24 protein-coding genes and 1 pseudogene are annotated in these 24,215 nt (G+C 71.6%); 8 read left to right on the forward strand and 17 right to left on the reverse strand.

Features of this window, described 5'->3' with window-relative positions; genetic code table 11:
* Positions 1–8: 8 nt before the first annotated feature.
* Positions 9–1,010, reverse strand: a complete 1,002-nt coding sequence (locus ACZ597_RS20015) for an asparaginase (protein WP_471331748.1) — start codon at positions 1,008–1,010, stop codon at positions 9–11.
* Positions 1,011–1,124: 114 nt separating this feature from the next.
* On the opposite strand from ACZ597_RS20015, the gene ACZ597_RS20020 reads away from it, so the two are divergent.
* Both ACZ597_RS20020 and ACZ597_RS20025 read left to right on the forward strand, forming a co-directional pair.
* Complete coding sequence (locus ACZ597_RS20020) at positions 1,125–1,574, forward strand: Lrp/AsnC family transcriptional regulator (protein ID WP_467894350.1); 450 nt, start codon at positions 1,125–1,127, stop codon at positions 1,572–1,574.
* Positions 1,575–1,685: 111 nt separating this feature from the next.
* Positions 1,686–1,841 carry a DUF6875 domain-containing protein gene (locus ACZ597_RS20025; protein ID WP_471332033.1) on the forward strand — a complete coding sequence of 52 codons (156 nt, stop codon included), beginning with the start codon at positions 1,686–1,688 and terminating at the stop codon, positions 1,839–1,841.
* Between the two features lie 89 nt (positions 1,842–1,930).
* Here ACZ597_RS20025 and trpD read toward each other — a convergent pair.
* The 3 genes and pseudogenes from trpD to ACZ597_RS20040 form a co-directional block, all read right to left on the reverse strand.
* Positions 1,931–2,425: pseudogene (gene trpD / locus ACZ597_RS20030) on the reverse strand (anthranilate phosphoribosyltransferase); the annotation flags it as partial.
* Positions 2,426–3,238: 813 nt separating this feature from the next.
* Positions 3,239–4,570: a class I SAM-dependent RNA methyltransferase gene (locus ACZ597_RS20035; RefSeq protein WP_471331752.1), complete on the reverse strand. Its 1,332-nt coding sequence runs from the start codon at positions 4,568–4,570 to the stop codon at positions 3,239–3,241.
* A 107-nt stretch (positions 4,571–4,677) separates the two neighbouring features.
* Positions 4,678–6,732 (reverse strand): APC family permease, encoded by a 2,055-nt coding sequence (locus ACZ597_RS20040; protein ID WP_471331754.1) that lies wholly within the window; start codon positions 6,730–6,732, stop codon positions 4,678–4,680.
* A gap of 210 nt (positions 6,733–6,942) precedes the next feature.
* Between ACZ597_RS20040 and ACZ597_RS20045 the strand changes: the two genes are divergently transcribed.
* Complete coding sequence (locus ACZ597_RS20045; protein ID WP_471331756.1) at positions 6,943–7,611, forward strand: potassium channel family protein; 669 nt, start codon at positions 6,943–6,945, stop codon at positions 7,609–7,611.
* Positions 7,608–8,270, forward strand: coding sequence for a potassium channel family protein (locus ACZ597_RS20050; protein WP_471331758.1), 663 nt, complete (start codon positions 7,608–7,610; stop codon positions 8,268–8,270). The genes ACZ597_RS20045 and ACZ597_RS20050 overlap by 4 nt, the downstream gene beginning before the upstream one ends.
* A 58-nt stretch (positions 8,271–8,328) precedes the next feature.
* Here the strand turns inward: ACZ597_RS20050 and ACZ597_RS20055 are convergent, their stop codons facing one another.
* The 7 genes from ACZ597_RS20055 to ACZ597_RS20085 form a co-directional block, all read right to left on the reverse strand.
* Entirely contained in the window at positions 8,329–9,081 is a 753-nt protein-coding gene (locus ACZ597_RS20055; RefSeq protein WP_471331761.1) for a DUF3159 domain-containing protein, read from the reverse strand.
* A 3-nt stretch (positions 9,082–9,084) separates the two neighbouring features.
* Complete coding sequence (locus ACZ597_RS20060) at positions 9,085–9,504, reverse strand: OB-fold nucleic acid binding domain-containing protein (RefSeq protein WP_125816976.1); 420 nt, start codon at positions 9,502–9,504, stop codon at positions 9,085–9,087.
* 43 nt (positions 9,505–9,547) lie between these two features.
* Positions 9,548–10,234: a response regulator gene (locus tag ACZ597_RS20065; RefSeq protein WP_007267056.1), complete on the reverse strand. Its 687-nt coding sequence runs from the start codon at positions 10,232–10,234 to the stop codon at positions 9,548–9,550.
* Complete coding sequence (locus ACZ597_RS20070) at positions 10,231–12,813, reverse strand: DUF4118 domain-containing protein (RefSeq protein ID WP_471331764.1); 2,583 nt, start codon at positions 12,811–12,813, stop codon at positions 10,231–10,233. Before ACZ597_RS20070 ends, ACZ597_RS20065 begins: the two co-directional genes overlap by 4 nt.
* A gap of 175 nt (positions 12,814–12,988) precedes the next feature.
* Entirely contained in the window at positions 12,989–13,765 is a 777-nt protein-coding gene (locus ACZ597_RS20075; protein ID WP_471331766.1) for a DUF3710 domain-containing protein, read from the reverse strand.
* A 1-nt stretch (position 13,766) separates the two neighbouring features.
* The gene (gene dut, locus ACZ597_RS20080) at positions 13,767–14,306 is read right to left on the reverse strand and encodes a dUTP diphosphatase (protein WP_469114681.1); all 540 of its coding nucleotides are present in this window, start codon (positions 14,304–14,306) and stop codon (positions 13,767–13,769) included.
* A complete protein-coding gene (locus ACZ597_RS20085) occupies positions 14,306–14,890 on the reverse strand; it encodes a PaaI family thioesterase (RefSeq protein ID WP_285343141.1) in 585 nt (194 codons plus the stop codon). The genes dut and ACZ597_RS20085 overlap by 1 nt, the downstream gene beginning before the upstream one ends.
* 58 nt (positions 14,891–14,948) lie before the next feature.
* Here ACZ597_RS20085 and ACZ597_RS20090 point away from each other — a divergent pair, with 58 nt between their 5' ends.
* Positions 14,949–15,419, forward strand: coding sequence for a DUF3093 domain-containing protein (locus ACZ597_RS20090; RefSeq protein ID WP_471331770.1), 471 nt, complete (start codon positions 14,949–14,951; stop codon positions 15,417–15,419).
* Positions 15,420–15,438: 19 nt separating this feature from the next.
* On the opposite strand, the gene ACZ597_RS20095 is transcribed toward ACZ597_RS20090, so the two are convergent.
* The 4 genes from ACZ597_RS20095 to ACZ597_RS20110 all read right to left on the reverse strand — a co-directional run bounded on the left by ACZ597_RS20095 (position 15,439) and on the right by ACZ597_RS20110 (position 18,966).
* The gene (locus tag ACZ597_RS20095; protein ID WP_471331773.1) at positions 15,439–16,374 is read right to left on the reverse strand and encodes a hypothetical protein; all 936 of its coding nucleotides are present in this window, start codon (positions 16,372–16,374) and stop codon (positions 15,439–15,441) included.
* Between the two features lie 8 nt (positions 16,375–16,382).
* On the reverse strand, positions 16,383–16,679 hold the full coding sequence (locus ACZ597_RS20100) for a DUF4193 domain-containing protein (protein WP_007267048.1): 297 nt from the start codon (positions 16,677–16,679) through the stop codon (positions 16,383–16,385).
* A gap of 384 nt (positions 16,680–17,063) precedes the next feature.
* Entirely contained in the window at positions 17,064–18,308 is a 1,245-nt protein-coding gene (locus ACZ597_RS20105; protein ID WP_471331775.1) for a sensor histidine kinase, read from the reverse strand.
* 4 nt (positions 18,309–18,312) lie between these two features.
* Positions 18,313–18,966, reverse strand: coding sequence for a response regulator transcription factor (locus ACZ597_RS20110; RefSeq protein ID WP_007267046.1), 654 nt, complete (start codon positions 18,964–18,966; stop codon positions 18,313–18,315).
* Positions 18,967–19,250: 284 nt separating this feature from the next.
* Between ACZ597_RS20110 and ACZ597_RS20115 the strand changes: the two genes are divergently transcribed.
* Entirely contained in the window at positions 19,251–19,418 is a 168-nt protein-coding gene (locus ACZ597_RS20115) for a hypothetical protein (RefSeq protein ID WP_164720975.1), read from the forward strand.
* Between the two features lie 107 nt (positions 19,419–19,525).
* On the opposite strand, the gene ACZ597_RS20120 is transcribed toward ACZ597_RS20115, so the two are convergent.
* Together ACZ597_RS20120 and ACZ597_RS20125 are read right to left on the reverse strand one after the other, a co-directional pair.
* Complete coding sequence (locus ACZ597_RS20120; RefSeq protein ID WP_471331778.1) at positions 19,526–20,329, reverse strand: inositol monophosphatase family protein; 804 nt, start codon at positions 20,327–20,329, stop codon at positions 19,526–19,528.
* Between the two features lie 8 nt (positions 20,330–20,337).
* Positions 20,338–21,504 carry a ferrochelatase gene (locus ACZ597_RS20125; protein WP_471331781.1) on the reverse strand — a complete coding sequence of 389 codons (1,167 nt, stop codon included), beginning with the start codon at positions 21,502–21,504 and terminating at the stop codon, positions 20,338–20,340.
* Between the two features lie 168 nt (positions 21,505–21,672).
* Between ACZ597_RS20125 and ACZ597_RS20130 the strand changes: the two genes are divergently transcribed.
* Positions 21,673–22,935: an MFS transporter gene (locus tag ACZ597_RS20130; RefSeq protein ID WP_471331784.1), complete on the forward strand. Its 1,263-nt coding sequence runs from the start codon at positions 21,673–21,675 to the stop codon at positions 22,933–22,935.
* Complete coding sequence (locus tag ACZ597_RS20135) at positions 22,880–24,214, forward strand: D-arabinono-1,4-lactone oxidase (protein WP_471331787.1); 1,335 nt, start codon at positions 22,880–22,882, stop codon at positions 24,212–24,214. Before ACZ597_RS20130 ends, ACZ597_RS20135 begins: the two co-directional genes overlap by 56 nt.
* Position 24,215: the final 1 nt, after the last annotated feature.

A 24,215-nucleotide genomic window follows, 5' to 3' on the forward strand; every position in this document is an offset into this window, starting at 1 on the left:
GGCGGAGGCTACGCGTCGACCAGTACCGGGTCCGGGGTGCCGAGGGCCGCGCGCAGGGTGCGGGTGCGGGCGGCGGGGTCGGTGGCGGACAGGAGCGCCGCGAGGACGGCGATGCGGGCCTGGCCGGCGCGGAGCGTGCCGGTGGGGACGGCTCCGGCGGCGACGAGGTCGACCGCGCCGCCGTGCGTGTAGATCTCGGTGACCGGGCCGGCCGCGACGCGCGTGGTCAGGGCGACGAGGACGCCACGGGCCACGGCGGCCCGGACGGCTTCGACGATCTCGGGGGTGGCGTTGCCCGCCCCGGTGCCGATGAGGACGATGCCCTGGGCGCCCGCCTCGACGGCGGCGTCCAGCAGCAGCGGGTCGGCGTCGGCGTGGTGCATCACCATGTCCACGCGCGGCGGCAGCTCCGGCATGGCGGGCAGGGCGAGGGGGGCCGGGCGCTCCGGCTGGCGCAGGACGGCGACCTTGCCGAAGCCGATCTTGCCGAGCAGTTCCTTCGAGGGGTCCGCGAAGGCGTCCAGGGCCACGGCCTGGGTCTTCACGGTGCCGCGGGCGGCGTGCACCCGGCCGGCGAAGGTGATCAGGACGCCCAGCCCGCGCGTGGTCGCGGCGGTGAGGAGGGCGTCGTAGAGGTTGCCGGGGCCGTCGCCGTCGGCGGAGCCCATGGGCAGCTGCGAGCCGGTGAAGACGACGCTGCGCGCGTCGTGGTGGTGCAGGTCGACCAGGAAGGCCGACTCCTCCAGCGTGTCGGTGCCGTGGGTGACGACGATGCCGTCGACGCCGGGGTCGGCGAGGACCTCGTGGACGGTGCGCAGCAGGGTCAGCTGGTGGGCGGTGGTGAGGCGGGGGCTGTTCACGCTGAACAGGTCGACGACCTCGACGCTGACGCCCTCCGGCAGCGGTGCGGTGGCCATGACCTCGCGGCCGTCCGCCTCGGCGGCGAAGCCCGAGCCCATCCACCGGCTGGCTATCGTCCCGCCGGTGCTGATGACGACGATGCGCCCCATGGCCACCCTTCCTTCGTACAGATTTTCTGGAGGGGGCAATGATAGTGAGATCTACGCGCAATGCGATTGCGCGTTTGAGCCGAACCGTAATAAAGGCTGGGTGATAATTGCGTGATGGACGCGATTGACCGTGAGATCTTGCGCGAGCTCCAGCGCGACGGCCGGCTCAGCAACCAGGAGCTCGCCCAGCGCGTGGGCCTCACCCCCTCCCCCTGCATGCGCCGCGTGCGGCAGCTGGAGCAGGACGGGGTGATCCAGGGGTACCGCGCGGTGATCGACCCCGAGGCGGTGGGCCGCGGTTTCGAGGTGCTGGTGTCGGTGGAGGTCCGCCGGGACCGGGACGCCGTCGAGGCCTTCGAGGCGGCGCTCCAGGACATCCCCGACGTGGTCGAGGCCTACCGCCTCTTCGGCAGCCCCGGCTGCCTGCTGCGCATCGCCGTCGCGGACCTGCGCGCGTACGAGCGGCTGTGGATCGAGCGGCTGACCGCGCTCTCCGGGGTCACCGAGGTCAACTCCCAGATCATCATGAAGCGCGTCAAGGACCCCACGGGCCTGCCCGTGTGAGCGGGCCGGGTGAAAAGCGGCCGATGCCGGGGGGATATCGGCGGTGCCTGGCGTGGCAGGCGAATCCGATCACGCCGACCGCTGAAGTGACGGCACATGTCCCGCGACCTGATGACCGAGGCCCGTGACTGGCTCACGGCGTACACCCCCAGCCCCCATCCCGACCTCGGACGGAGCGGCGTCGTATGTCCGAACATGGTGAAGCCCTGCGCCGCGATCACGTCCACATGGTCGAGTTCGACGCGAACCAGGGCGACGAGGCGCTGATGGCCCTGGCCCGGGAGCTGTTCGGGCAGCTGCGCGAGCGGTCCGAGGAGCTGGGGTCCGACAAGATCTACCTGGTGAACATGGTGGTTCCGTACGGGCTCCCGGACCACGAGATGAAGGCGCGAGGTAGTGGCGACCGTCAGCTCGTCCAGGCCGTCGTCGCCCCGGAAGACCAGGGCGTTCACTCCGCGCCGGGCGAGTACCCCGGCGATCAGCGGCGCGAGCCGGACGTCCGCGACGCCGACGGCCAGTGTGCCGGGCCGCGCCGGATTGGTGAGCGGGCCCAGTGCGTTGAAGATCGTGGGGATGCCGAGTTCCCGGCGGGGCGCCGCGGCGTGCCGCATCGCGGGGTGGAAGTCCGGCGCGAAGCAGAAGGTGATGCCGACCGACTCGGCGAGTTCGGCGACCCGGTCCGCGGGCAGGCGCAGCCTGACCCCGAGTTCTTCGAGGACGTCGGCGGAGCCCGAGCGTGAACTGGAGGCCCGGTTCCCGTGCTTGACGATCCCGGCACCGGCACCGGCACCGGCAGCGACGATCGCGGACATCGTGGAGACGTTGACGCTGTCGGATCCGTCGGTTGCCGTTGGAGGTGGACCCGAGTTCTGCGATGGCCGGCTCGGCTCCGCTGCTGGTCCCACGCCGAGCGTGGGAGCGCTGAAGAAGCCACCCGTTGACCTGTCCAGCACGGCTCGCAGGGGTGGAACGACAGCCGCAACGCTCAGCAAGCCCATGACTGCCATCACTTCCGTGGCGACTCCGCCGCTCGGGAGCAGCGCCGCCCCCGCAAAGAGGGCACCGGCAGCCGCGAGCCATCCACCTGCTCGCAGCATGCGGTGCCAGAACACAGGTACCAGCGACGAACCCGTGCCACCGTTCGACGAACTGCTTCCTGTCTGGCCTGTCTCCTACTGGTACACCGTGTTGCGCCGAAGCAGCTAGCAAGGCGTCGACACGCCTCCCACCAGCCCGGCGCCGCACGTCCCGAAGGCCAGGGATCCGGCACACCGCACGGCCTGGCACGCGGCTGCGTGTCATCCACAGCATGCCGATCCACATGGCCTCGAACAGGGTCCAGTAGGCCCAGTAGAAGCTGGCGTCCACGAATGCGGGCCACGTCATGCACGGCAGGGTGCCAGGCGACGCGTGCACGCTCGCGGAGAAGTCGCAGGCTTCACCCAAAGCCTCCCGGTGGACGGTTGATCTTGACCGTCTCGAGCAACGGGGCGAGCGTCATTTGAGCGTCAAAATTCTGAGCGATCCGGCGGGACTGCCGCCGAACCCCTACCTTCGTCGCCCCAAAAATGCAGGTCAGGCGTTCATAGCCGTGCCCAGCCGCTTCCACCTGTTGCTAGCTCGAGAGCAGATCAAGCTGACCGTCGAAACGGGAAAACACCAGGTCAGACACCCTTTGCAGTCGGCTCCAGGATCGCCACGCACTCCACGTGGTGCGTCATCGGGAAGAGGTCGAAGACGCGCAGCGTGCGGACCTTGTAGCCGGCGTCCTTGAAGTAGCCCAGGTCGCGGGCCAGGGCCGCCGGGTCGCAGGCGACGTACGCGATGCGGCGGGCCGAGAGGCTCGCGATGTGGCGGACCGTCTGCTTGCCGGCGCCCGCGCGGGGCGGGTCCAGGACGACCAGGTCGCACTCGGTGATGCCGGTGCGCGGGAGGGCGGTGTCGACCTTGCCCTGTTCGATGCGGACCCGGGGGAAGTCCGCCAGGTTGTGGCGGGCGTCCTCCACCGCGCGCTTGCCCGACTCGATGCCGAGGACCGCGCCGGTCTCGCCGAGGCGTTCGGCGAGCGCGCCCGCGAAGATGCCGACGCCGCAGTAGAGGTCGAGGGCCATCTCGCCCTTGCGCGGCATCAGGCCCTGCATGACGGCCTTGATCAGGGTGTCGGCGGCCTGCGGGTGGACCTGCCAGAAGCCGCCCATGCCGACGCGGTACGTACGGCCGTCCGCGCGCTCGCGGACGAAGGGGCGGCCGTGGACGCGGTGCACCCCGCCGTCCTTCTCCTCGACGCGGAGGACCGAGACCGGCTTGTCGAGCTCCACCAGGGGCAGGCGGCCGCCCGGGCGGGGGGTGAGGACGACCTGCCGGTCGTTCGAGCCGGAGGCGGCGATCGCCTCGACCGTCTCCATCTGGGGCCAGTCCTGCTTCTCGATGCCGAGTTCCGAGACGCCCGGGGCGGCGATCATGCAGTGGTCGACGGGCTCGATGTCGTGCGAGCGGTGCTTGCGCAGGCCCGCCCGGCCCGTCTCGTCGATCGCGAACTGCACGCGGGTGCGCCACTGCGGGACCTGCCCGGCCGGCAGCTTGTCGCCCTCGGCCGGCATGACGGTGCCGTCCCAGCCAGCCTCCTCCGGGGTGAGCCCGGCGAGCCGCTTCAGCTGCTCGGCGACGACCTCGCCCTTGAGCCGGCGCTGTGCGCCCGGCTTGGCGTGCTGCCAGTCGCAGCCGCCGCACTTGCCGGGGCCGGCGTACGGGCAGGGCGCCTCGACGCGGTCCTTGGAGGCGGTCAGGACGGTGACGGCGTCGGCGCGCAGGAAGCGGGAGTCCGCCTCGCCCTCCGTCACCCGCGCGACGACCTTCTCGCCGGGCAGGGTGTGGCGGACGAAGAGGACGCGGCCGTCCGAGGTGCGGGCGATGCAGTGGCCGCCGTGCGCGACGGGGCCGACCTCTACCTCGTACTCCTCCCCGACCAGTGACTGCTTCTCGTTCTGCTCGGTCATGGTGAGGAGGCTCCAGGGAGAGATCAGGGGCAAAAAAGGGAACGGCCGGAGGACCGACCCACCAGTTTACGTGGATCTCCTCCGGCCGTTCGCCACCGGCTCCGCGGCTACTTGCCCGCCGGGTCCTTCTGGCGGGGCCTCGGCGTGTCGACGGGGCCCCGGCGCACCGCGCCCGGAGCGTTCCACTCCTGGCGCTTCTTCGCCCGGCGCTTGGCGAGCTCCGAGGACTCCAGCTGGTAGGGCACCGAGGTGACCATCACGCCGGGAGTGAAGAGCAGCCGGCCCTTGAGGCGCAGCGCGCTCTGGTTGTGCAGGAGGTGCTCGTACCAGCGTCCGACGACGTACTCGGGGATGTAGACGCTGACCGCGTCGCGCGGGTTCTCGCTGCGCAGCCCCTTCACGTACTCGACCACCGGCCGGGTGATCTCGCGGTAGGGCGAGTCGAGGATCTTCAGCGGGACGTTGATCCCGCGCCGCTCCCACTCGGCCCGCAGCGCCTTGGTCTCGGCCTGGTCGACGCTGATGCTGAGCGCCTCCAGGGTGTCGGAGCGGGTCAGCTTGGCGAAGGCCAGGGCGCGCAGGGTCGGCTTGTGGACCTTGGAGACCAGGACGATCGAGTGGACCCGGGAGGGGCGCACGCTGTCGTCGCTGGGGCCCTCGTCGGCGGCGATCTCGGCGGCGACGCGGTCGTAGTGCTTACGGATCGCGGTCATGGTGCCGTAGAAGATCAGCATGCCCAGCAGGGCGACCCAGGCGCCGTGCGTGAACTTGGTGGCGAGGACGACGACCAGCACCATGCCGGTGAAGAAGGCGCCGAAGGTGTTGATCGCCCGCGAGCGGATCATCCGGCGTCGGGCGGCCTGGTCCCGTTCGGTCTTCAGGTGGCGGTTCCAGTGCCGGACCATGCCGATCTGGCTCAGCGTGAAGGAGACGAACACGCCGACGATGTAGAGCTGGATCAGCTTGGTGGAGTCGGCGTCGTAGATCCACACCAGCAGTATGGCCGCGCCGGCGAGCAGCACAATGCCGTTGGAGAAGGCGAGCCGGTCGCCGCGGGTGTGCAGCTGGCGCGGCAGGTAGCGGTCCTGGGCGAGGATCGAGCCGAGCAGCGGGAAGCCGTTGTAGGCGGTGTTCGCGGCCAGGAAGAGGACGAGGGCGGTGGCCGCGGCGAGCACGACGAACAGGAAGCTGCCGTTGCCGAAGACGGCCTCGGCCACCTGGGAGATCACCGGGTGCTGGACGAACCCGTCGCCGACGGGTACGCCGTTCTCCAGCAGGTTGGTGGCGGGGGCCTCGGCCATCTTCACGTCGGTGGCCATGGCCAGGCCGATGATCCCGCAGAACATGGTGACGGCCAGGCCGCCCATGAGGGCGAGGGTGGTGGCGGCGTTCTTGCTCTTGGGCTTGCGGAAGGCCGGTACGCCGTTGCTGATCGCCTCGACACCGGTCAGGGCCGCACAGCCGGAGGAGAAGGCGCGCAGCAGCAGGAAGACCAGCGCGAAGCCGGCCAGCCCCTGGTGTTCGGCCTTGATCTCCAGGTTGGCGGTCGGGGCCTCCATGGTGTCGCCCATCACCAGCCCGCGCCAGGCACCCCAGGCGATCATCACGAAGACGGCGCCGACGAACACGTACGTCGGGATGGCGAACAGCTTCCCGGATTCCTTGACTCCGCGCAGGTTCATCAGCGTGAGCAGCAGAATCATGACGATCGCCGAGAGCACCTTGTGCTCGATGACGAAATCGACGGCGGAGCCGAGATTCTCGACACCGGAGGAAATGGAGACGGCGACGGTGAGGACGTAGTCGACGAGCAGGGCGCTCGCCACGGTGAGGCCGGCCTTGGGGCCGAGGTTGGTGTTGGCCACCTCGTAGTCGCCGCCGCCGCTGGGGTAGGCGTGGACGTTCTGCCGGTAGGAGGCGACCACGGTGAACATCAGCACGACGACCGCGAGCGCGATCCAGGGGCTGAAGTGGTACGCCGACACACCCGCGATGGAAAGGACCAGCAGTACCTCACCCGGGGCATATGCCACCGAGGAGAGCGGGTCGGATGCGAACACAGGAAGGGCGATCCGCTTGGGGAGGAGCGTTTCCCCGAGGCGGTCGCTGCGCAGCGCCCGGCCGATCAGGATCCGTTTGGGCACGTCGGTCAGTTTGGACACGCAGAGGATCGTAAGCGTTCGAAATGTGGCTGACGAACCCCCCGCCCCCGATCCGCACCAATGCGCCTCCAATGAAGCACCGGCCGGACCCCAAATGGTCACACTGGTGACCACCCGTGTGTAGCTTGGGCCATGGTCTGAGACCCTGATTAGCCAGAGCATGCAATGAGGCTGGAAACCAGCGAGCCGCTGTCAGCCGGAAGGACGGCCGTGCACATCGTCATTATGGGCTGCGGAAGGGTGGGCTCCGCCCTCGCGCAGACCTTGGAACAGCAGGGGCATACGGTCGCCGTGGTCGACCAGGACCCCACCGCATTCCGCCGGCTCGGGGCCTCGTTCGGCGGCCGCCGCGTCACCGGTGTCGGCTTCGACCAGGACACGCTGCGGGAGGCCGGGATCGAGGAGGCGGGTGCATTCGCCGCCGTCAGCAGTGGTGACAATTCCAACATCATCGCGGCCCGCGTGGCCCGCGAGATGTTCGGCGTGGAGAACGTCGCCGCCCGCATCTACGACCCCAAGCGCGCCGAGGTGTACCAGCGCCTCGGCATCCCCACCGTCGCGACCGTGCGGTGGACCGCCGACCAGATGCTGCGCCGGCTGCTCCCCTCGGGCGCGGAGCCGCTGTGGCGCGACCCCAGCGGCGGCGTACAGCTCGCCGAGGTGCACACCTCCGCGGCCTGGATCGGTCACAAGGTCAGCAAACTGCAGGAAGAGACCGGCGTCCGTGTCGCGTTCCTCACCCGCCTGGGCGAGGCGACGCTGCCGACTTCGCAGACCGTCCTCCAGGAGGGCGACCTCGTCCACGTGATGATGCGCACGGACGAGATCGACAAGGTCGAGGCGGCCTTCGCCGAGGGCCCCGAGGAGGCACACGCATGAGGGTCGCGATCGCCGGAGCCGGGGCCGTGGGCCGCTCCATCGCGGGCGAACTGCTGGAGAACGGCCACGAGGTCCTCCTCGTGGACAAGGCGCCGACCGCCATCTCGGTGGAGCGGGTGCCGCAGGCGGAGTGGCTGCTTGCCGACGCCTGCGAGATCACCTCGCTCGACGAGGCGGCGCTCCAGCGCTGCAACGTGGTCATCGCCGCGACGGGCGACGACAAGGTCAACCTGGTCGTCTCCCTGCTCGCGAAGACCGAGTACGGGGTCCCGCGCGTGGTGGCGCGCGTGAACAACCCGAAGAACGAGTGGCTCTTCAACGAGTCCTGGGGCGTCGACGTCGCGGTGTCCACGCCGCGCCTGATGTCGGCCCTGGTCGAGGAGGCCGTCAGCGTCGGCGACCTGGTGCGGCTGCTGCGCTTCAGCCACGGCGACGCCAACCTGGTGGAGCTGACCCTGCCGGCCGACTCCTCGGTCGCGGGCACGCAGATCAGCGAGATCGCCTGGCCGGAGGACACCTCCCTGGTCACGATCATCCGCGGCAACCGCGTGCTCACCCCGCACGGCGAGGAGACCCTGGAGCCGGGCGACGAGCTCCTCTTCGTGGCCGCCCAGGCCCGCGAGGAGCAGCTGGAGGAACTCCTCCAGGCGCGTCACTAGCAGCGCACGCACGAAGGGGCGGAGCGGCCGGATGGCCGCCCCGCCCCTTCGTGCGCGCTCAGGACCGCTTGTGGCGGCCCGACTGCCCGGACTGGGCCGACTTCGCGGCCTCGGCCGCAGCCTCCTCGGCCTCGTACTCGGCGATCACGTCGATCGGCGGCGGCGCCTTCGCCAGGAAGACCCAGGTGAAGTACACGGCCAGCACCATCGGCGGGAGCTTGAGCGCGATCAGCACCCAGCCCAGCTGGGTCTCGTCACCCCACCAGTACAGCGGGAAGAGGATCGCGTACTTGGCCAGGAAGATGAGCCCCCAGGCCAGGCTGGCCTTGACGTACGCCTTCTTGCGTCCCGGGTTGCGGGTGCGCCAGGAGAGGTTCTCCTTGAACACCGGCCCCAGGATCACCCCCAGCAGCGGGAACCCCACCAGCGCCGAGAGCGTGAACGCCAGGCCCAGGCAGACCCCGTAGATCATGCCCGGCAGGTAGAAGCCCTTGGCGCTGCCCGTGAAGAGGGCGAAGGCCACGCCCACGCCGACGCCGAAGACGCCGCTGAAGGCGTGCTTCACGGTGTCCTTGCGCGCCAGCCGGACGATCACCAGCAGCACCGCGACGACGCCCGCCGCGATGGCGGACATCTTCACGTCCTTGTTGATCGTGTAGATCATCACGAAGAGCAGGCCGGGGAGCATCGTCTCCACGGTGCCCCGGACGCCGCCGAAGGCGTCGAAGAGCGCCGCCTGCGTCACCGCGCTCTGGTCGTCGGCGGGCGCGGCGCCCGGCTCCGGCGTGTTCGGTTTGTCGAGTGACGTCACCGGTCAGTGCTCCTGTCCGAGTGGGCGGAGTTCGTACTTCGGGTTGAAGAGCACCCGGCGGCCGTGGCTCATCGAGATGCGTCCCGAAGCGATCATGCGCCGCCCGGGTTCGATTCCCACGATCGAGCGACGCCCGAGCCAGACCACGTCCAGCGCGGCCGAGCCGTCGAACAGCTCGGCCTCCAGGGCGGGCACGCCCGCTCTCGGCCGGAGGGTGACGGTGCGCAGCGTGCCGGTCACCTTCACTATCTGGCGGTCGTGGCAGTCGCAGATCCGCGTGCACCCCGCGGCTTCTGCGTCCTCCTGCAGCTCCGCCGAATGCAGCTCCTCCTGGGAGGTGGACAGCCGCTCTATCATCCGGCGGAACCGGCCCGCCGGCCTGGCCGGTTTCGCGGGCTTCTCGGGACGCGGTTCAGCACTCATACAGGAAGCGTACCGGCGCCCCCGCCGCCCCTCGAAGCCCCCGCTACTTCTCGAAGCGGTACCCCATGCCCGGTTCGGTGATGAAGTGCCGGGGGTGCGAGGGGTCCGCCTCCAGCTTGCGGCGCAGCTGGGCCATGTAGACCCTCAGGTAGTTGGTCTCGGTCCCGTAGGAGGGCCCCCAGACCTCCTGGAGCAGCTGTTTCTGGCTGACCAGCTTCCCGCCGTTGCGCACGAGCACCTCCAGCAGGTGCCACTCGGTGGGGGTGAGGCGTACGTCGCGCCCCTCGCGCACCGCCTTCTTGGCGGCGAGGTCCACCGTGAAGCCCTCGGTCGAGACGACCACCTCGTCCTCGCCGGTCCCGGCGGCCGGCTCGGCCCGGCGGACGGCGGCGCGCAGCCGGGCCAGCAGCTCGTCCATGCCGAAGGGCTTGGTGACGTAGTCGTCGGCGCCCGCGTCGAGGGCCTCGACCTTCTCGTCGGAGCTGTGCCGGGCGGAGAGCACCAGGATCGGCACCCGCGTCCAGCCGCGCAGCCCCCTGATGACCTCGACCCCGTCCATGTCGGGCAGGCCGAGGTCGAGGACGACCACGTCGGGGTGGCGGGCGGCCGCGAGTTCCAGGGCTCCCGCCCCGTCGGCGGCCGCGTCGACCTCGTACTTGCGCGCCTTGAGGTTGATCACGAGGGCTCGGACGATCTGCGGCTCGTCGTCCACCACGAGCACCCGGGTCATCGGGGACCTGCTTTCTGTCGTTCGGGGAGGGCCCCGGCTTCGGTCGGTTCGGTTCCGGCGGGGTCCGGCGGGCCGCCGCGGGGCGCGGCACGCAGGGTGAGCACCATGGTCAGCCCGCCCCCGGGGGTGTCCTCGGCGGCGAGGGTGCCGTCCATGGCCTCGGCGAAGCCCCTGGCCACCGCGAGCCCCAGGCCCACGCCCGCGCCGCGCGGGGCGTCCCCGTGCCGCTGGAACGGGGCGAATATGCGGTCCTTGGCCTCGTCCGGGACGCCGGGGCCGCGGTCGACGACGCGCAGCTCGACCCGGTCTCCGAGGAAGCTGGCCGCGACCAGCACCCGCTCTCCGGCGGGGCTGTACTTGACGGCGTTCTCCACCACGTTGGCCACGGACCGCTCCAGCAGCCCCGGGTCCACCGCCACCATCGGCAGGGTCTCCGGCACGTCGAGCAGGACGCTGTCCTCCGGTACGCCGCCCAGCGCCATCGGGACCACCTCGTCGAGGTCGATCTCCCGGATCAGCGGGGTCACGGTGCCGGTCTGGAGCCGGGACATGTCGAGCAGGTTGCCGATCAGGTGGTCGAGCCGGTCGGCGCCCTCCTCGATCCCGGCCAGCAGCTCGGCCCGGTCCTCCTCGGACCAGTCCACGTCGTCGGAGCGCAGGGAGCTGACGGAGGCCTTGATGGAGGCCAGGGGCGTACGCAGGTCATGGCTGACGGCGGCCAGCAGGGCGGTCCGGATCCGGTTGCCCTCGGCCAGCCGGCGCGCCTCCCCGGCCTCCCCCACGAGCCGCTGGCGGTCCAGCACCACGGCGGCCTGGGCGGCGAAGGCGCCGAGCACCCGGCGGTCCTCGGCGGGCAGCACCCGCCCGGACAGGGCCAGGGCCATGTGGTCGCCGATCGGCATGTCGACGTCGGCGTCCTCGGGCCGGGCCGCCGGGCGGGGCCCGACGCTGCCGGCGGGGGTCCAGGGCTCGACCTCGCCGGCCCGCTCCAGCAGGGCCACCGACTCCATCGCGAAGGTCTCGCGCACCCGCTCCAGCAGCGCGTCCAGGGCGGTCTCGCCGCGCAGCACGCTCCCGGCCAGGGTGGACAGGACCTCGGACTCGGCCCGCAGCCGGGCGGCCTGGTGGGTGCGCCGGGCGGCGAGGTCCACCACCGAGGCCACCGAGACCGCGACCCCGAAGAACACGGCGATGGCCATGATGTTCCTGGGGTCGGAGATGGTGAACCGGTGCAGCGGCGGCGCGAAGAAGTAGTTCAGCAGCAGCGAGCCGAAGGCCGCGGAGGCCAGCGCCGGCCAGAGGCCGCCCAGCAGCGCGGCCGCGACCGTCAGCGCCAGGAAGAGCAGCATGTCGTTGGCGAGGCCGGGATCGGCGTCGATGTTGGTCAGCAGCGCGCACAGCAGCACGGGGAAGACCACGCCGACCACCCAGCCGGCCAGGATCCGGGTTCGGCCGAGCCGGGCCGCCGAGCGGACCACGGGCAGCCCCCGCCCCCGGGCCACCTCCTCGTGGGTGACGATGTGCACGTCGAGGTCGGGCCCGGAGTCGCGGGCGACGGTGGCGCCCACCCCGGGCCCCAGCACGTACTGCCAGGCCTTGCGGCGGCTGGAGCCCAGCACGATCTGGGTGGCGTCGACCCCGCGGGCGAAGGCGAGGAGGGCCTCGGGGACGTTGTCGCCGATCACATGGTGAAACGTTCCACCAAGGTCCTCGACCAGGGTCCGCTGCACCGCGAGCTCCTTGGGCGAGGCCGAGGTCAGCCCGTCGCTGCGGGCGATGTAGACGGCGAGGACCTCGCTGCCGGATCCCTTGGCCGCCATCCGGGCGGCGCGGCGGATGAGGGTGCGGCCCTCGGGGCCGCCGGTGAGCCCCACCACGATCCGCTCACGGGCCTGCCAGGCCGAGCGGATGCCGTGCTCGCCCCGGTACTGCCGGAGGTACTCGTCGGCCCGGTCGGCGACCCACAGCAGCGCCAGCTCCCGCAGCGCGGTCAGGTTGCCCGGCCGGAAGTAGTTCGAGAGGGCTGCGTCGACCTTGTCCGGCCGGTAGATGTTGCCGTGCGCCATGCGCCGGCGCAGCGCCTGCGGGGACATGTCGACGAGCTCGATCTGGTCGGCCCGCCGCACCACCTCGTCCGGCACGGTCTCTCGCTGGCGCACCCCGGTGATCTTCTCCACCACGTCGCCGAGGGACTCCAGGTGCTGGATGTTGACGGTGGTCACCACGTCGATCCCGGCCCGCAGCAGCTCCTCCACGTCCTGCCAGCGCTTCGCGTTGCGCGAGCCGGGGACGTTCGTGTGCGCGAGCTCGTCCACCAGGGCCACGGCGGGGCGGCGGGCGAGCACCGCGTCCACGTCCATCTCGGTGAAGGCGGCCCCCCGGTACGAGAGCTCCCGCCTGGACACCTGTTCGAGGCCGTGCAGCATCACCTCGGTGCGCGGCCGCCCGTGGTGCTCGACGAAGCCGACGACGCAGTCGGTGCCCCGCTCCACCCGGCGGTGGCCTTCCGAGAGCATCGCGTACGTCTTGCCCACACCGGGTGCCGCGCCGAGATGGATCCTTAGCCTGCCGCGTCCCATGCGCTCATTCTCGGGGACGTTCCCGCTGTTCACGTACCGGAAGGGCCACTCCCGGACATCCCTGACGCATCCCTGACGCGCGCCCCCGTGCCCCGGGCGCGCGAAGGCCCGCGGGCCCCGCCCCCGCCAGGGGGAACGGGCCCGCGGGCCGGACTACGCCCTTGCCGGGTCCGGGTCAGCGGACCTCGGTGATCTCCGGGCCGCGCTCCAGCTGGCCCATGCCGCCGGAGAAGCGGGAGCCCTCCTGCTCCTCGGCCGTCTGCACGCCGTCCGGCACCATCTGGGCGTCGTTCGGCAGCTTCAGGACGATCGGGTCGCGGGGGGCCATCGGGCCGTCGCCGCGGACCACGACGGTCTCCCGGAAGATCTGCTCCAGCACGCCGGCCGACTCGGGGCGCACCGCGCCCTGACCGGAGATGACGCCGCGCAGGAACCAGCGCGGGCCGTCGACGCCGACGAAGCGCACCAGCTGGGCGCCGGTCTGGCCGTCGGGCAGCGGTACGGGGACCTGCGCGCGCAGCTCCCAGCCCAGCGGGCCGTCGACCTCGTCGATGATGCCGCCCTGCTGGGTGATGCCCGAGGCGATCTCGTCGCGGACCTCGCCCCAGATGCCCTCCTTCTTGGGGGCGGCGAAGGCCTGCAGCTGCACGGCGCTGTCGTTCAGGACGACCGTGGCGGCCACGATCGCGTCACCCGCGACCTCGACGCGCAGCTCCATGCCCTCGACGCCGGGCACGAGGATGCCGCCCAGGTCGACCCGGCCGTCGGCCGGGTTGCCGAGCACCTCGGAGACGTCCCACGGGCCGTCGGGCCGCGGGGCGGGGGGCAGGTTGAGCCTGCGGGGCGCGGCGGAGTCGTCGCCGGCCTCCTCGTCGGCAGCCACGCCGTTCACGACCTGCTCGGCCGCGCCGCCGTCATTGGCGGAGTCGTTCTTCTTGCGACGTCCGAACACGTCACTGTCCTTCCCGGTCGGATACGACCGAAGCGTAGCCATTCCCACCCTGCTGCTGACCAGCCCCGGATCCGGCCACGGCCGCATGACCGCCGGTGGAGCCGAACCCCCCGTCGGCCCGGGCCGAGCCGGGAAGCTCCGCCACCTCGTGGAAGCGCACCTTCTCGACCCGCTGGACAACCAGCTGGGCAATGCGGTCGAAGCGCTCGAACCGGACGCTCTCGCGCGGGTCGAGATTGACCACGATCACCTTGATCTCCCCACGGTACCCGGCATCCACCGTCCCCGGGGCATTCACGAGCGCGAGCCCGCAGCGGGCCGCCAGACCCGAGCGCGGGTGCACGAAGGCCGCGTACCCGTCGGGCAGGGCGATGGAGACGCCGGTGGGCAGTACGGCCCGCTCCCCGGGCTCCAGCTCCGCGGCCACGGTGGTCACCAGGTCGCAGCCGGCGTCGCCGGGGTGGCCGTAGGCGGGAATGGGCACCTCGGGGTCGACGCGGCGGATCAGCACGTCGACAGGAGCGTGGTTGTTCTGGGACATCAGGGGTTCACCTCGAAGGCGCGTGCGCGCCTGACCTGGTCCGGGTCGGACATCGCCGCCCGGATCTCCTCGGGCCGACCGTTGTCGATGAAGTGGTCGACCTTCACCTCGATGAAGAGCGCGTCCGCGCGGACGGCGACGGGGCCGTCCGGGCCGCCTATCCGGCCCACGGCGGTGGAGTAGATCTTCCGGCCGGCGACGGCGGTGACCTCGGCCTCCAGGTGCAGCACGGTGTCCACGGGCACGGGCCGCACGAAGTCGGTCTCCAGCCGGCCGGTCACCGCGATGACGCGCAGCAGCCAGTTCAGGGAGCCCAGCGTCTCGTCGAGCGCGGTGGCCAGGACGCCGCCGTGCGCGAGACCGGGTGCGCCCTGGTGGGCGGGCTTGACGGTGAACTCGGCGGTGACGCGTACGCCCTCGCCCGCGCGGGCCTCCAGATGGAGCCCGTGCGGCTGACCCCCGCCGCAGCCGAAACAGTGTTCGTAGTGCGCGCCGAGGAGCTCCCCGGGTGCCGGGGCATCGGGGTGCCGGACCGGTGCGGAGGCATCGGCCGGGGGCGTCAACGCTGTGTTTCGTCCACTCACAGCCGCTGACCTTACCCGCGCGGCTACCCGCCGGTCGCCCCGTGGGAGGCTAGGTGCCATGCAGCTCTCCCCCGCGCACCACGACGAACGCCTCTCCGCCCCCCGTTCCTGGTGGGGCATCGCAGCCCTGACCGGTCTGGCGTGCGCGCTGATGCTGCTGCCGCTCGGCACCCTGCCGCTGCTGGCGGGGCTGGTCGGCGGCGCCGCGCTGACGGGGATGCTGGTGAGCTCGTACGGCTCCGCGCGCGTGCGCGTGGTCAACGGCGCGCTCGCGGCCGGCGACGCCCGGATCCCGGTGACCGCCCTGGGCGAGCCCGAGGTGCTGGAGGCGGAGGAGGCGCGCGCCTGGCGCACGTACAAGGCCGACACCCGGGCGTTCATGCTGATGCGCAGCTACGTCCCGACGGCGGTCCGGATCGAGGTCACCGACCCGTCGGACCCGACCCCGTACGTGTACGTTTCCACGCGCGAGCCCCAGGCCCTCGCAGCGGCCGTACGCGCGGCGAAGACGGCCGCGACCCCGGCCTGATCCGGCTCCGGCGGCCGGGTCAGCCCCGTTCGTCCGGGCGGCGGCCTTCGAGGGCGGCCCTGGTGGCCTCCGGAAGGGCCCCGGAGGGGCGTTCCAGGGGCGGCAGGGCCGGCAGGGCGTTCCAGGGCACGGCGCGGCTCCGCAGGTCCTTACGGACCTTCTCGGCGAGTTTTCTGGTGTCCCGGCGGTTCATCACCGCTCCCACCGCCGCGCCGACCATGAAGGGCATGAGGTTCGGCAGGTTGCGGAACATCCGCTTCATGATCTGCTGGCGCAGTTCGCGCTTCATCTGACCGCCGAGCGCCACGTTGAGCGTGGTCGGCTTGGTCAGGTCGATCCCGCGCTCCTCCGTCCAGGAGGTGAGGTAGGCGAGGCTGCGGTCCTTCAGGCCGCCCGGCGGGCGCTGCCCGTAGACCTCGTGCAGCTCGGCGATGAGCTTCAGCTCGATCGCGGCGACCGCGGTGATCTCCGCGGCCAGTTCCGCCGGCATCGCGGGCGGGACCGGCAGCATGGCCGCGGCGCCGATGCCCGCGCCCACGGTGGAGGTGCCGTTGGCGGCCCCGGTGATCAGCTTGTCGGCCAGCTGGTCGGGACCGAGGTCCGGGAACTGCGCCCGCAGGGTCGCGAGGTCCCGTACGGGAACGCGCGGGGCGTTCTCGATGATCAGGTCGGTGATGTACAGGGCGGCGGCTTTCGCGCTCTCGCCGCCCTTGCGCACACCGTTCTTGACGGCTTGCATCCGACGCGTCCCGGGCCTGCCCCGGGACTCCTCGTCCGCCACTGCGGCCGACGGCACCGCCGCGGCGGTGTCGGACGGCACCGCAGTCGTCCCGAAGGCCTGGCCGCCGGCGTCCGCGGGGCCCGTTTCCGGGCCCGTGGCCACCGCGCGAACCTGCGCCTCCGGATCGCCAGATTTCCGGAAGCGTCGCTTCCGAAAGGGCGTCGAGCCGGTCACGGCCGTCCTCAGTCGCAGTCGCGGCAGATCGGCTGGCCGTTCTTCTCGCGCGCCAGCTGGCTGCGGTGGTGCACCAGGAAGCAGCTCATGCAGGTGAACTCGTCGGCCTGCTTGGGCAGCACCCGGACGGCCAGCTCCTCGTTGGAGAGGTCGGCACCCGGGAGCTCCAGGCTCTCGGCTCCGTCGAAGTCCTCGATGTCGACGCTCGACGTGACCTTGTCACTGCGCCGGGCCTTGAGTTCTTCGATGCTGTCGTTGTCGACGTCGTCGTCGGTCTTGCGTGGGGTGTCGTAGTCCGTTGCCATTTTGTCGCTCTCCCCCTCTGGGATTTAGCGGTGTCTCAGCGCACGTAACGCGCGAGAGGCCGGACTTGTGCCCGACCTGAGGCGGAGATTTTGCCTCACATCAAGGTCTGTTACTCAATCGACACCCAGCCGCGTACCCGAAGGACTCCGTGGCCGGGATGTCGAGCGGGACCGTACACGGTCAGGGGGCCGTCTTGCACAAACGCCACCCCGTGTATTTCCCGCCATCCGGGGGGCCGGAAACCCGGACTTGTCGGGCTTTCCGGCCCCCTTGGGGTCACAGAACGCGCATGACCCGACACTCGGCACTGTGATCGATCACACAGGAACCGCGCGCGCAGGCCGCCGTTCCGTTCCGCTGACGGCGAACAGGACCCGGGTGGATCAAAGGGGCAACGTGACACGCATCACGAGGCCACCGCCCTCCCGGGGGGTCGCGAGGATGCGGCCGCCGTGTGCGCGCGCCACGGAGCGCGCGATCGACAGACCGAGCCCCACACCCTTGTCACTGCCCGTTCGCTCCGTACGCAGCCGCCTGAAGGGCTCGAAGAGGCTGTCCACCTCGTACGCGGGAACCACTGGACCCGTGTTCGAGACGACGAGCACCGCCTGGCCGTGCTGGGCCTCGGTCGTGACCTCCACCCAGCCGCCCTCCGGCACGTTGTACCGGACGGCGTTCTGCACCAGGTTGAGGGCGATCCGCTCCAGCAGTACGCCGTTGCCCTGGATCACGACCAGCGCGCGCTCGCCGCGGATCTCCACGCCCTTCGCGAGGGCCTCTCCGCGGGCCTGGTCGATGGCGCGCGAGGCGACCTCGGCCAGGTCGACCGGCTTGCGCTCGACGATCTGGTTCTCGCTGCGGGCCAGCAGCAGCAGGCCCTCGACCAGCTGCTCGCTGCGCTCGTTGGTGGCCAGCAGCGTCCTGCCCAGCTGCTGGAGCTCGACCGGTGCTCCGGGGTCCGAGAGGTGGACCTCCAGAAGCGTCCGGTTGATCGCCAGCGGGGTCCGCAGCTCGTGCGAGGCGTTGGCCACGAAGCGCTGCTGGGCGGTGAAGGCCCGCTCCAGGCGGTCGAGCATCTCGTCGAAGGTGTCGGCGAGCTCCTTCAGCTCGTCGTCCGGCCCGTCCAGCTCGATCCGCCGGGTCAGGTCGGAGCCCACCACCCGGCGGGCGGTACGGGTGATCTTGCCCAGCGGCGAGAGCACCCGGCCGGCCATCGCGTAGCCGAAGGCGAAGGCGATCACGCTGAGGCCCAGGAGGGCCATCAGGGACCGGCTGAGCAGGTCGTCCAGGGCGTGCTTGCGCTGGTCGAGGATGCACTGCGCGATCGCGGCGTTGAACTGGTCGATCGACTGGTCGATGCCCACGCCGGAGCAGGTGGTGCTGGAGACCTCGACCTTCTGGCCGCCGACGATCTTGAAGGGGAGCGCGTTGCCCTCCCTCAGGGCCTGGGCGGCCAGCAGGTAGATGATCGACAGCAGCAGGATCCCGGCGATCAGGAACATGCCGCCGTACAGCAGCGTGAGCCTTATCCGGATGGTCGGCCGCAGCCAAGGGAAGGGACCCTCGGGCGGGCCGGGGTCCCAGGTCGGTTTCGGCGGCGCCGCGGGTGGCGCAGGGGTCGGGGCCACCGGGTCAGATCCGGTAGCCGGAGCCGGGCACGGTCACGATGACGGGCGGCTCCCCGAGCTTGCGGCGCAGGGTCATGACGGTCACCCGGACCACGTTGGTGAACGGGTCGGTGTTCTCGTCCCAGGCCTTCTCCAGCAGCTGCTCGGCGGAGACCACGGTCCCCTCGCTGCGCATGAGCACCTCCAGCACCGCGAACTCCTTCGGCGCCAGCTGCACCTCGCGGCCTTCCCGGAACACCTCGCGGCGGTTCGGGTCCAGCTTGATGCCGGCCCGTTCCAGCACGGGCGGGAGCGCGACGGTGGTACGCCGTCCGAGAGCGCGCACGCGGGCGGTCAGCTCGGTGAAGGCGAACGGCTTGGGCAGGTAGTCGTCGGCCCCCAGCTCCAGGCCCTCGACGCGGTCGCTGACGTCACCGGAGGCGGTGAGCATGAGCACGCGGGTGGGCATGCCCAGCTCGATGATCTTCCGGCAGACGTCGTCGCCGTGCACCAGCGGAAGGTCCCGGTCGAGCACGACCACGTCGTAGTCGTTGACTCCGACGCGCTCCAGCGCCGCGGCGCCGTCGTACACGACGTCCACGGCCATGGCCTCCCGGCGCAGGCCCGTGGCCACCGCATCGGCGAGCAGCTGCTCGTCCTCGACGACGAGTACGCGCACGTCGTTTCCTTCCTTCGAGCCCTTCAGGGCACACGTGTATTGCGCCTCCATCCTGCCGGTTTCGGCCGTAAACCGGCTGTAAGGCGCCCCTGGAGGCCTCCGGGGGGCGTGTGGACGGGGTGGAAGCGGCGTGTGGAGGGGGTGGAAGTGAGGATTCCCTCGCCTTACGAGGTTTCTGGGCCCAGGGTGCCGGGGAGGACGTGAGCACACCCCAACCACACCCCGACGCGGCGGACTGCTCCGTGCTCTCCGCCGCCGACCCACGCAGAGGGGGCGCACCCACCATGGACGCATTCACCGCGGGTCTCCTGCAGCGCATCAAGGCCACGCAGTCGGACCTCAGCAAGGCCCGTGAGACGGGCGACGACTACCTCGCGGATGTGGAACAGGCCGAGCTGGAAGACCTCCAGCGGCTCGCCGCAGAACACGGCGTACCGGTTTCCGCCGCCTGACCCGACGGCACCTCCGAGCTCACAGCGCACCCACCGGGCCCCGGCCGCCGAGAGGCGGCCGGGGCCCGGTGCCGTGGGCGGGCCGCCGGGCGGGCGGCCGTGCGCGTTCAGTCGTGCCAGGCCCCGGCTTCCTCCAGCAGCGGCTGGAGCGAGGCGAAGACCGCCGGGGTGGCCGCCAGCGCCAGCTCCCCCGAGGCCGGCTCCGAGGGCCGCCCGCCGGTCAGGGCTCCCGCCTCGCGGGCGATCAGCTCGCCCGCGGCGAGGTCCCAGGGGTTCAGCCCGCGCTCCCAGTACCCGTCGAGGCGCCCGGCGGCGACGTCGCACAGGTCGAGCGCCGCCGAGCCGCCGCGCCGGATGTCCCGCACCAGCGGGATGATCCGCCCGGCGACCTCGGCCTGGTGGGCCCGCCGCGCCTGGACGTACGCGAAGCCGGTGGCGATCAGCGCCCGGTCCAGGGGCGCGGCCGGCCGGCAGGCCAGCCGGGCGGTGCCCGACCAGGCCCCGCCGCCCAGCACCGCGTGGTACGTCTCCCCGCGCATCGGCGCCGCCACGACGCCCACCACGGTCTCGCCCCGGTACTCGGCCGCGATCGACACGCCCCAGCCCGGGAGCCCGTAGAGGTAGTTCACCGTGCCGTCCAGCGGGTCGACGACCCAGCGCACCCCGCTCGTGCCGGGGCTGTCCGCGCCCTCCTCGCCCAGCAGCCCGTCCGCGGGCCGCCGCTCGGCGAGGACGGCCGTGATCAGCTTCTCGGCGGCGATGTCCATCTCGGTCACCACGTCGATGGGGCTGCTCTTCGTCGCCGCCACCGACAGGTCGGCCGGCCGGCCGTCGCGCAGCAGCGCCCCGGCCCGCCGGGCGGCCTCCAGGGCCACGTCCAGCAGCTCGGCCTTCAGGTCTTCCGGGATCACGCTTCCCCCTACGCGTACGGGCTGTCCGTGCCGGCGGCCGCCGGCCGGGGCGCGCGGGCCGGGCAGCAGCCCACCGCGCACAGGTCGTGGCTCTGGCCGAGCGTGCCCACCCAGCACTCCTGCGGCCGCTCCCCGCGCTCGCGGGCGGCGCGCTCCAGCACGAGTTCGCGTACCGCCCCGGCGAAGCGGGGGTCGGCGCCGACGGTCGCGGAGCGCTCGGCCGGCAGGCCCAGCTCGGCCGCCTTGGCCCTGGCCTCGGTGTCGAGGTCGTACAGGACCTCCATGTGGTCGGAGACGAAGCCGATCGGCACCATGACCACGGCGGGCGCGCCGTCGGCGTGCAGGGCCTCCAGGTGGTCGCAGATGTCCGGCTCCAGCCACGGGATGTGCGGGGCGCCGCTGCGGGACTGGTAGACGAGCTGCCAGGGGTGCTCGGTACCGGTCTCCACCGCCACGGCGTCCGCGATGACGCGGGCCACGTCGAGGTGCTGCTTGACGTAGGCCCCGCCCCCGCCGCCCTCGGTGTGGTCCTCGACCGGTCCGGAGGTGTCGGCCGCGGAGTCCGGGATGGAGTGGGTGGTGAAGGCCAGGCGGGCCCCCTCCCGGACGTCGGCGGGCAGTGCGGCGAGCGAGGCCAGCACCCCGTCGATCATGGGCTGCACGAAGCCGGGGTGGTTGAAGTAGTGCCGCAGCTTGTCCACGCGCGGCAGCTCCAGGCCCTCTTCCGCCAGGGCGGCGAGCGCGTCGGCGAGGTTCTCGCGGTACTGGCGGCAGCCGGAGTACGAGGCGTACGCGCTGGTGGCGAGGACGGCGATGCGGCGGCGGCCGTCGCGCACCATCTCCCGCATCACGTCGGTGAGGTACGGGGCCCAGTTCCGGTTGCCCCAGTAGACGGGCAGGTCCAGCCCGTGCTCGGCGAAGTCCTTGCGCAGGGCGTCCAGCAGCTCGCGGTTCTGCGCGTTGATCGGGCTGACCCCGCCGAAGCCGAAGTAGTGCTGCCCGACCTCCTTGAGCCGCTCGCGCGGGATGCCCCGGCCGCGCGTGACGTTCTCCAGGAACGGCACGACGTCGTCGGGCCCCTCGGGGCCGCCGAAGGACAGCAGCAGCAGGGCGTCGTAGGGGGCGGCGAGGCCTTCGGCCGCGGGCGCGTCGGGGGCACGGAGCTGGTCTGACATGCCTCGAATCCTGCCACCCGGGCTCCGCCCGGGAGAACCGGCCGGTCCGCATCCCGGACGCGGCGTAGGTAAGGTGACCCTAAGTTGAAGCGTTGATTTTTCCCCATGCGGGCGCCTTGCCGGCAGTCGTAACCTGTATGGGCCCCTGACGTCCCTTACGGAGCGCCCTTGTCCAGTCCCTACCGCGCGATCTTCGCGGCCCCCGGCACCAAGGGGTTCAGCGCCGCCGGCCTCATAGGCCGGCTGCCGATATCCATGGTCGGCGTCGGCATCCTCACGATGATCTCGGAGATGACCGGCCGCTACGCGATGGCCAGCGCCCTCACCGGCACCCTGGCCCTCGCCGCCGCGTTCATCGGCCCCCTGGTCTCCCGCCTGGTGGACCAGTACGGACAGCGGCGGGTGCTGCGCCCCGCGACCGTGATCTCGGTCGCCTCCGTCACGGGCCTGGTGCTGGCCGCCGCGAACGGCCTGCCCGACTGGACGCTCTTCGTGTTCGCCGCCGTCGCGGGATGCGTGCCGAGCGTCGGCTCGATGGTCCGAGCCCGCTGGACCGAGCTCTACCGCGACTCCCCGCGCGAGCTGCACACGGCGTACTCCTTCGAGTCCGTGATCGACGAGGTGTGCTTCATCTTCGGCCCGATCCTCGCCATCGGCCTGTCCACCACCTGGTTCCCCGAGGCCGGACCGGTGATCGCGGCCGGCTGCCTGCTCGTCGGGGTCTGGCTCCTGACCGCCCAGCGCTCCACCGAGCCCGCCCCGCATCCGCGCACCCCCGACGCCGACCGCGCCTCGGCCCTGCGCTCCCCCGGCCTCCAGGTGCTGACGGCCACCTTCGTGGCGACCGGCGCGATCTTCGGTTCCATCGACGTGTCCACGCTGGCCTTCGCCGAGGAGCAGGGCAGCAAGTCCTCCGCCAGCTTCATCCTGGCCATCTGGGCGGCGGGGTCCTGTATCGCCGGAATCGTCTTCGGCCTGCTCCACCTCAAGGGCAAGGCCGAACACCGCTGGGTACTGGGCATCTGTGCGATGGCCGTGAGTATGATCCCCCTCCTACTGGCCGGGAACCTTCCGTTTCTGGCCGTGGCGCTCTTCGTCTCGGGCCTCGCCATCGCTCCCACGATGATCACCACGATGGCCCTGATCGAAGCGCACGTACCACGCGCGAAGCTCACCGAGGGCATGACCTGGATCAGCACCGGCCTGGCGGTCGGGGTCGCGGTCGGCTCCTCGGTGACCGGTCTGGTCATCGACGCGGCCGGGGCCCAGCGCGGGTTCGTGGTCTCGATCTCCTCGGGAGTGGCCGCGGCGGCGGTGGCGTTCGCGGGTTACCGCCGGCTGACGAGGCCGGCGCAAGGGGAGGAGCCTGCCAGCGATGGCGACGTCGGGGACAGCAGCAACAGCGAAGAACGCACCGGCCGCGTGGCGTAACTGGGCGGGCAACGTCCGCGCCACGCCCGCGCGCGTGGTGACTCCGGCCTCGGCCGGGGAGCTCCAGGAGGCGGTCCGCCGGGCCGCCGAGGAAGGGCTGCGGGTGAAGGCGGTCGGCACCGGCCACTCCTTCACCGCGGCGGCCGCGACCGACGGGGTGCTCGTACGGCCGCAGGCGCTCACCGGGATCCTGTCGGTCGACCGGGCGGCCGGCACCGTCACCGTGGCGGCGGGCACCGCCCTCAAGGACCTCAACCGGGACCTGGCCCGGCAGGGCCTCTCGCTCGCCAACATGGGCGACATCATGGAGCAGACGGTCTCCGGCGCCACCAGCACCGGCACCCACGGCACCGGCCGCGACTCGGCCTCCATATCCGCCCAGATCCGCGCGCTGGAACTGGTCACGGCCGACGGCAGGCTGATGACCTGTTCGGAGAAGGAGAACCCCGAGGTCTTCGCTGCCGCCCGGATCGGCATCGGTGCCCTGGGCGTCATCACCTCGATCACCTTCGCGGTGGAGCCGCTCTTCTTCCTGACCGCCCGTGAGGAGCCGATGCGCTTCGACCGGGTGGCCTCCGAGTTCGACCAGCACGTCGCGGAGAACGAGCACTTCGAGTTCTACTGGTTCCCGCACACCGGCAACTGCAACACCAAGCGCAACAACCGCAGCCAGGGCCCCGCCGCCCCGCCCGGGGCGGTCAGCGCCTGGATCGAGGACGAACTGCTCTCCAACGGCCTCTTCCAGGCCGTCAACTCCCTGGGCCGCGCCGTCCCGGCGGCCATCCCCTCGATCGCCCGCGTCGCCAGCCGCGCCCTGTCGGCGCGCACCTACACGGACATCCCCTACAAGGTGTTCACCAGCCCGCGCCGGGTGCGGTTCGTGGAGATGGAGTACGCCCTTCCGCGCGAGCGGGCGGTCGAGGCGCTGCGGGAGCTCAAGACCATGGTGGACCGCTCAGGCCTGCGGATCAGCTTCCCGGTGGAGGTGCGCACGGCTCCGGCGGACGACATCACCCTGTCCACCGCCTCGGGGCGGGAGACGGCGTACATCGCGGTCCACATGTACCGGGGCACCCCGTACCAGGCCTACTTCACGGCGGCCGAACGGATCTTCACCGCCCACGGGGGCCGGCCGCACTGGGGCAAGGTGCACACCCGGGACGCGGAGCAGCTCGCCGCGGTCTACCCGCGGTTCGCCGAGTTCACCGCGCTGCGGGACCGGCTGGACCCGGACCGGCTGTTCGGCAACGACTACCTGAGGCGGGTCCTCGGGGACTGAC

The sequence above is a fragment of the Streptomyces sp. NPDC040718 genome (assembly GCF_055593565.1).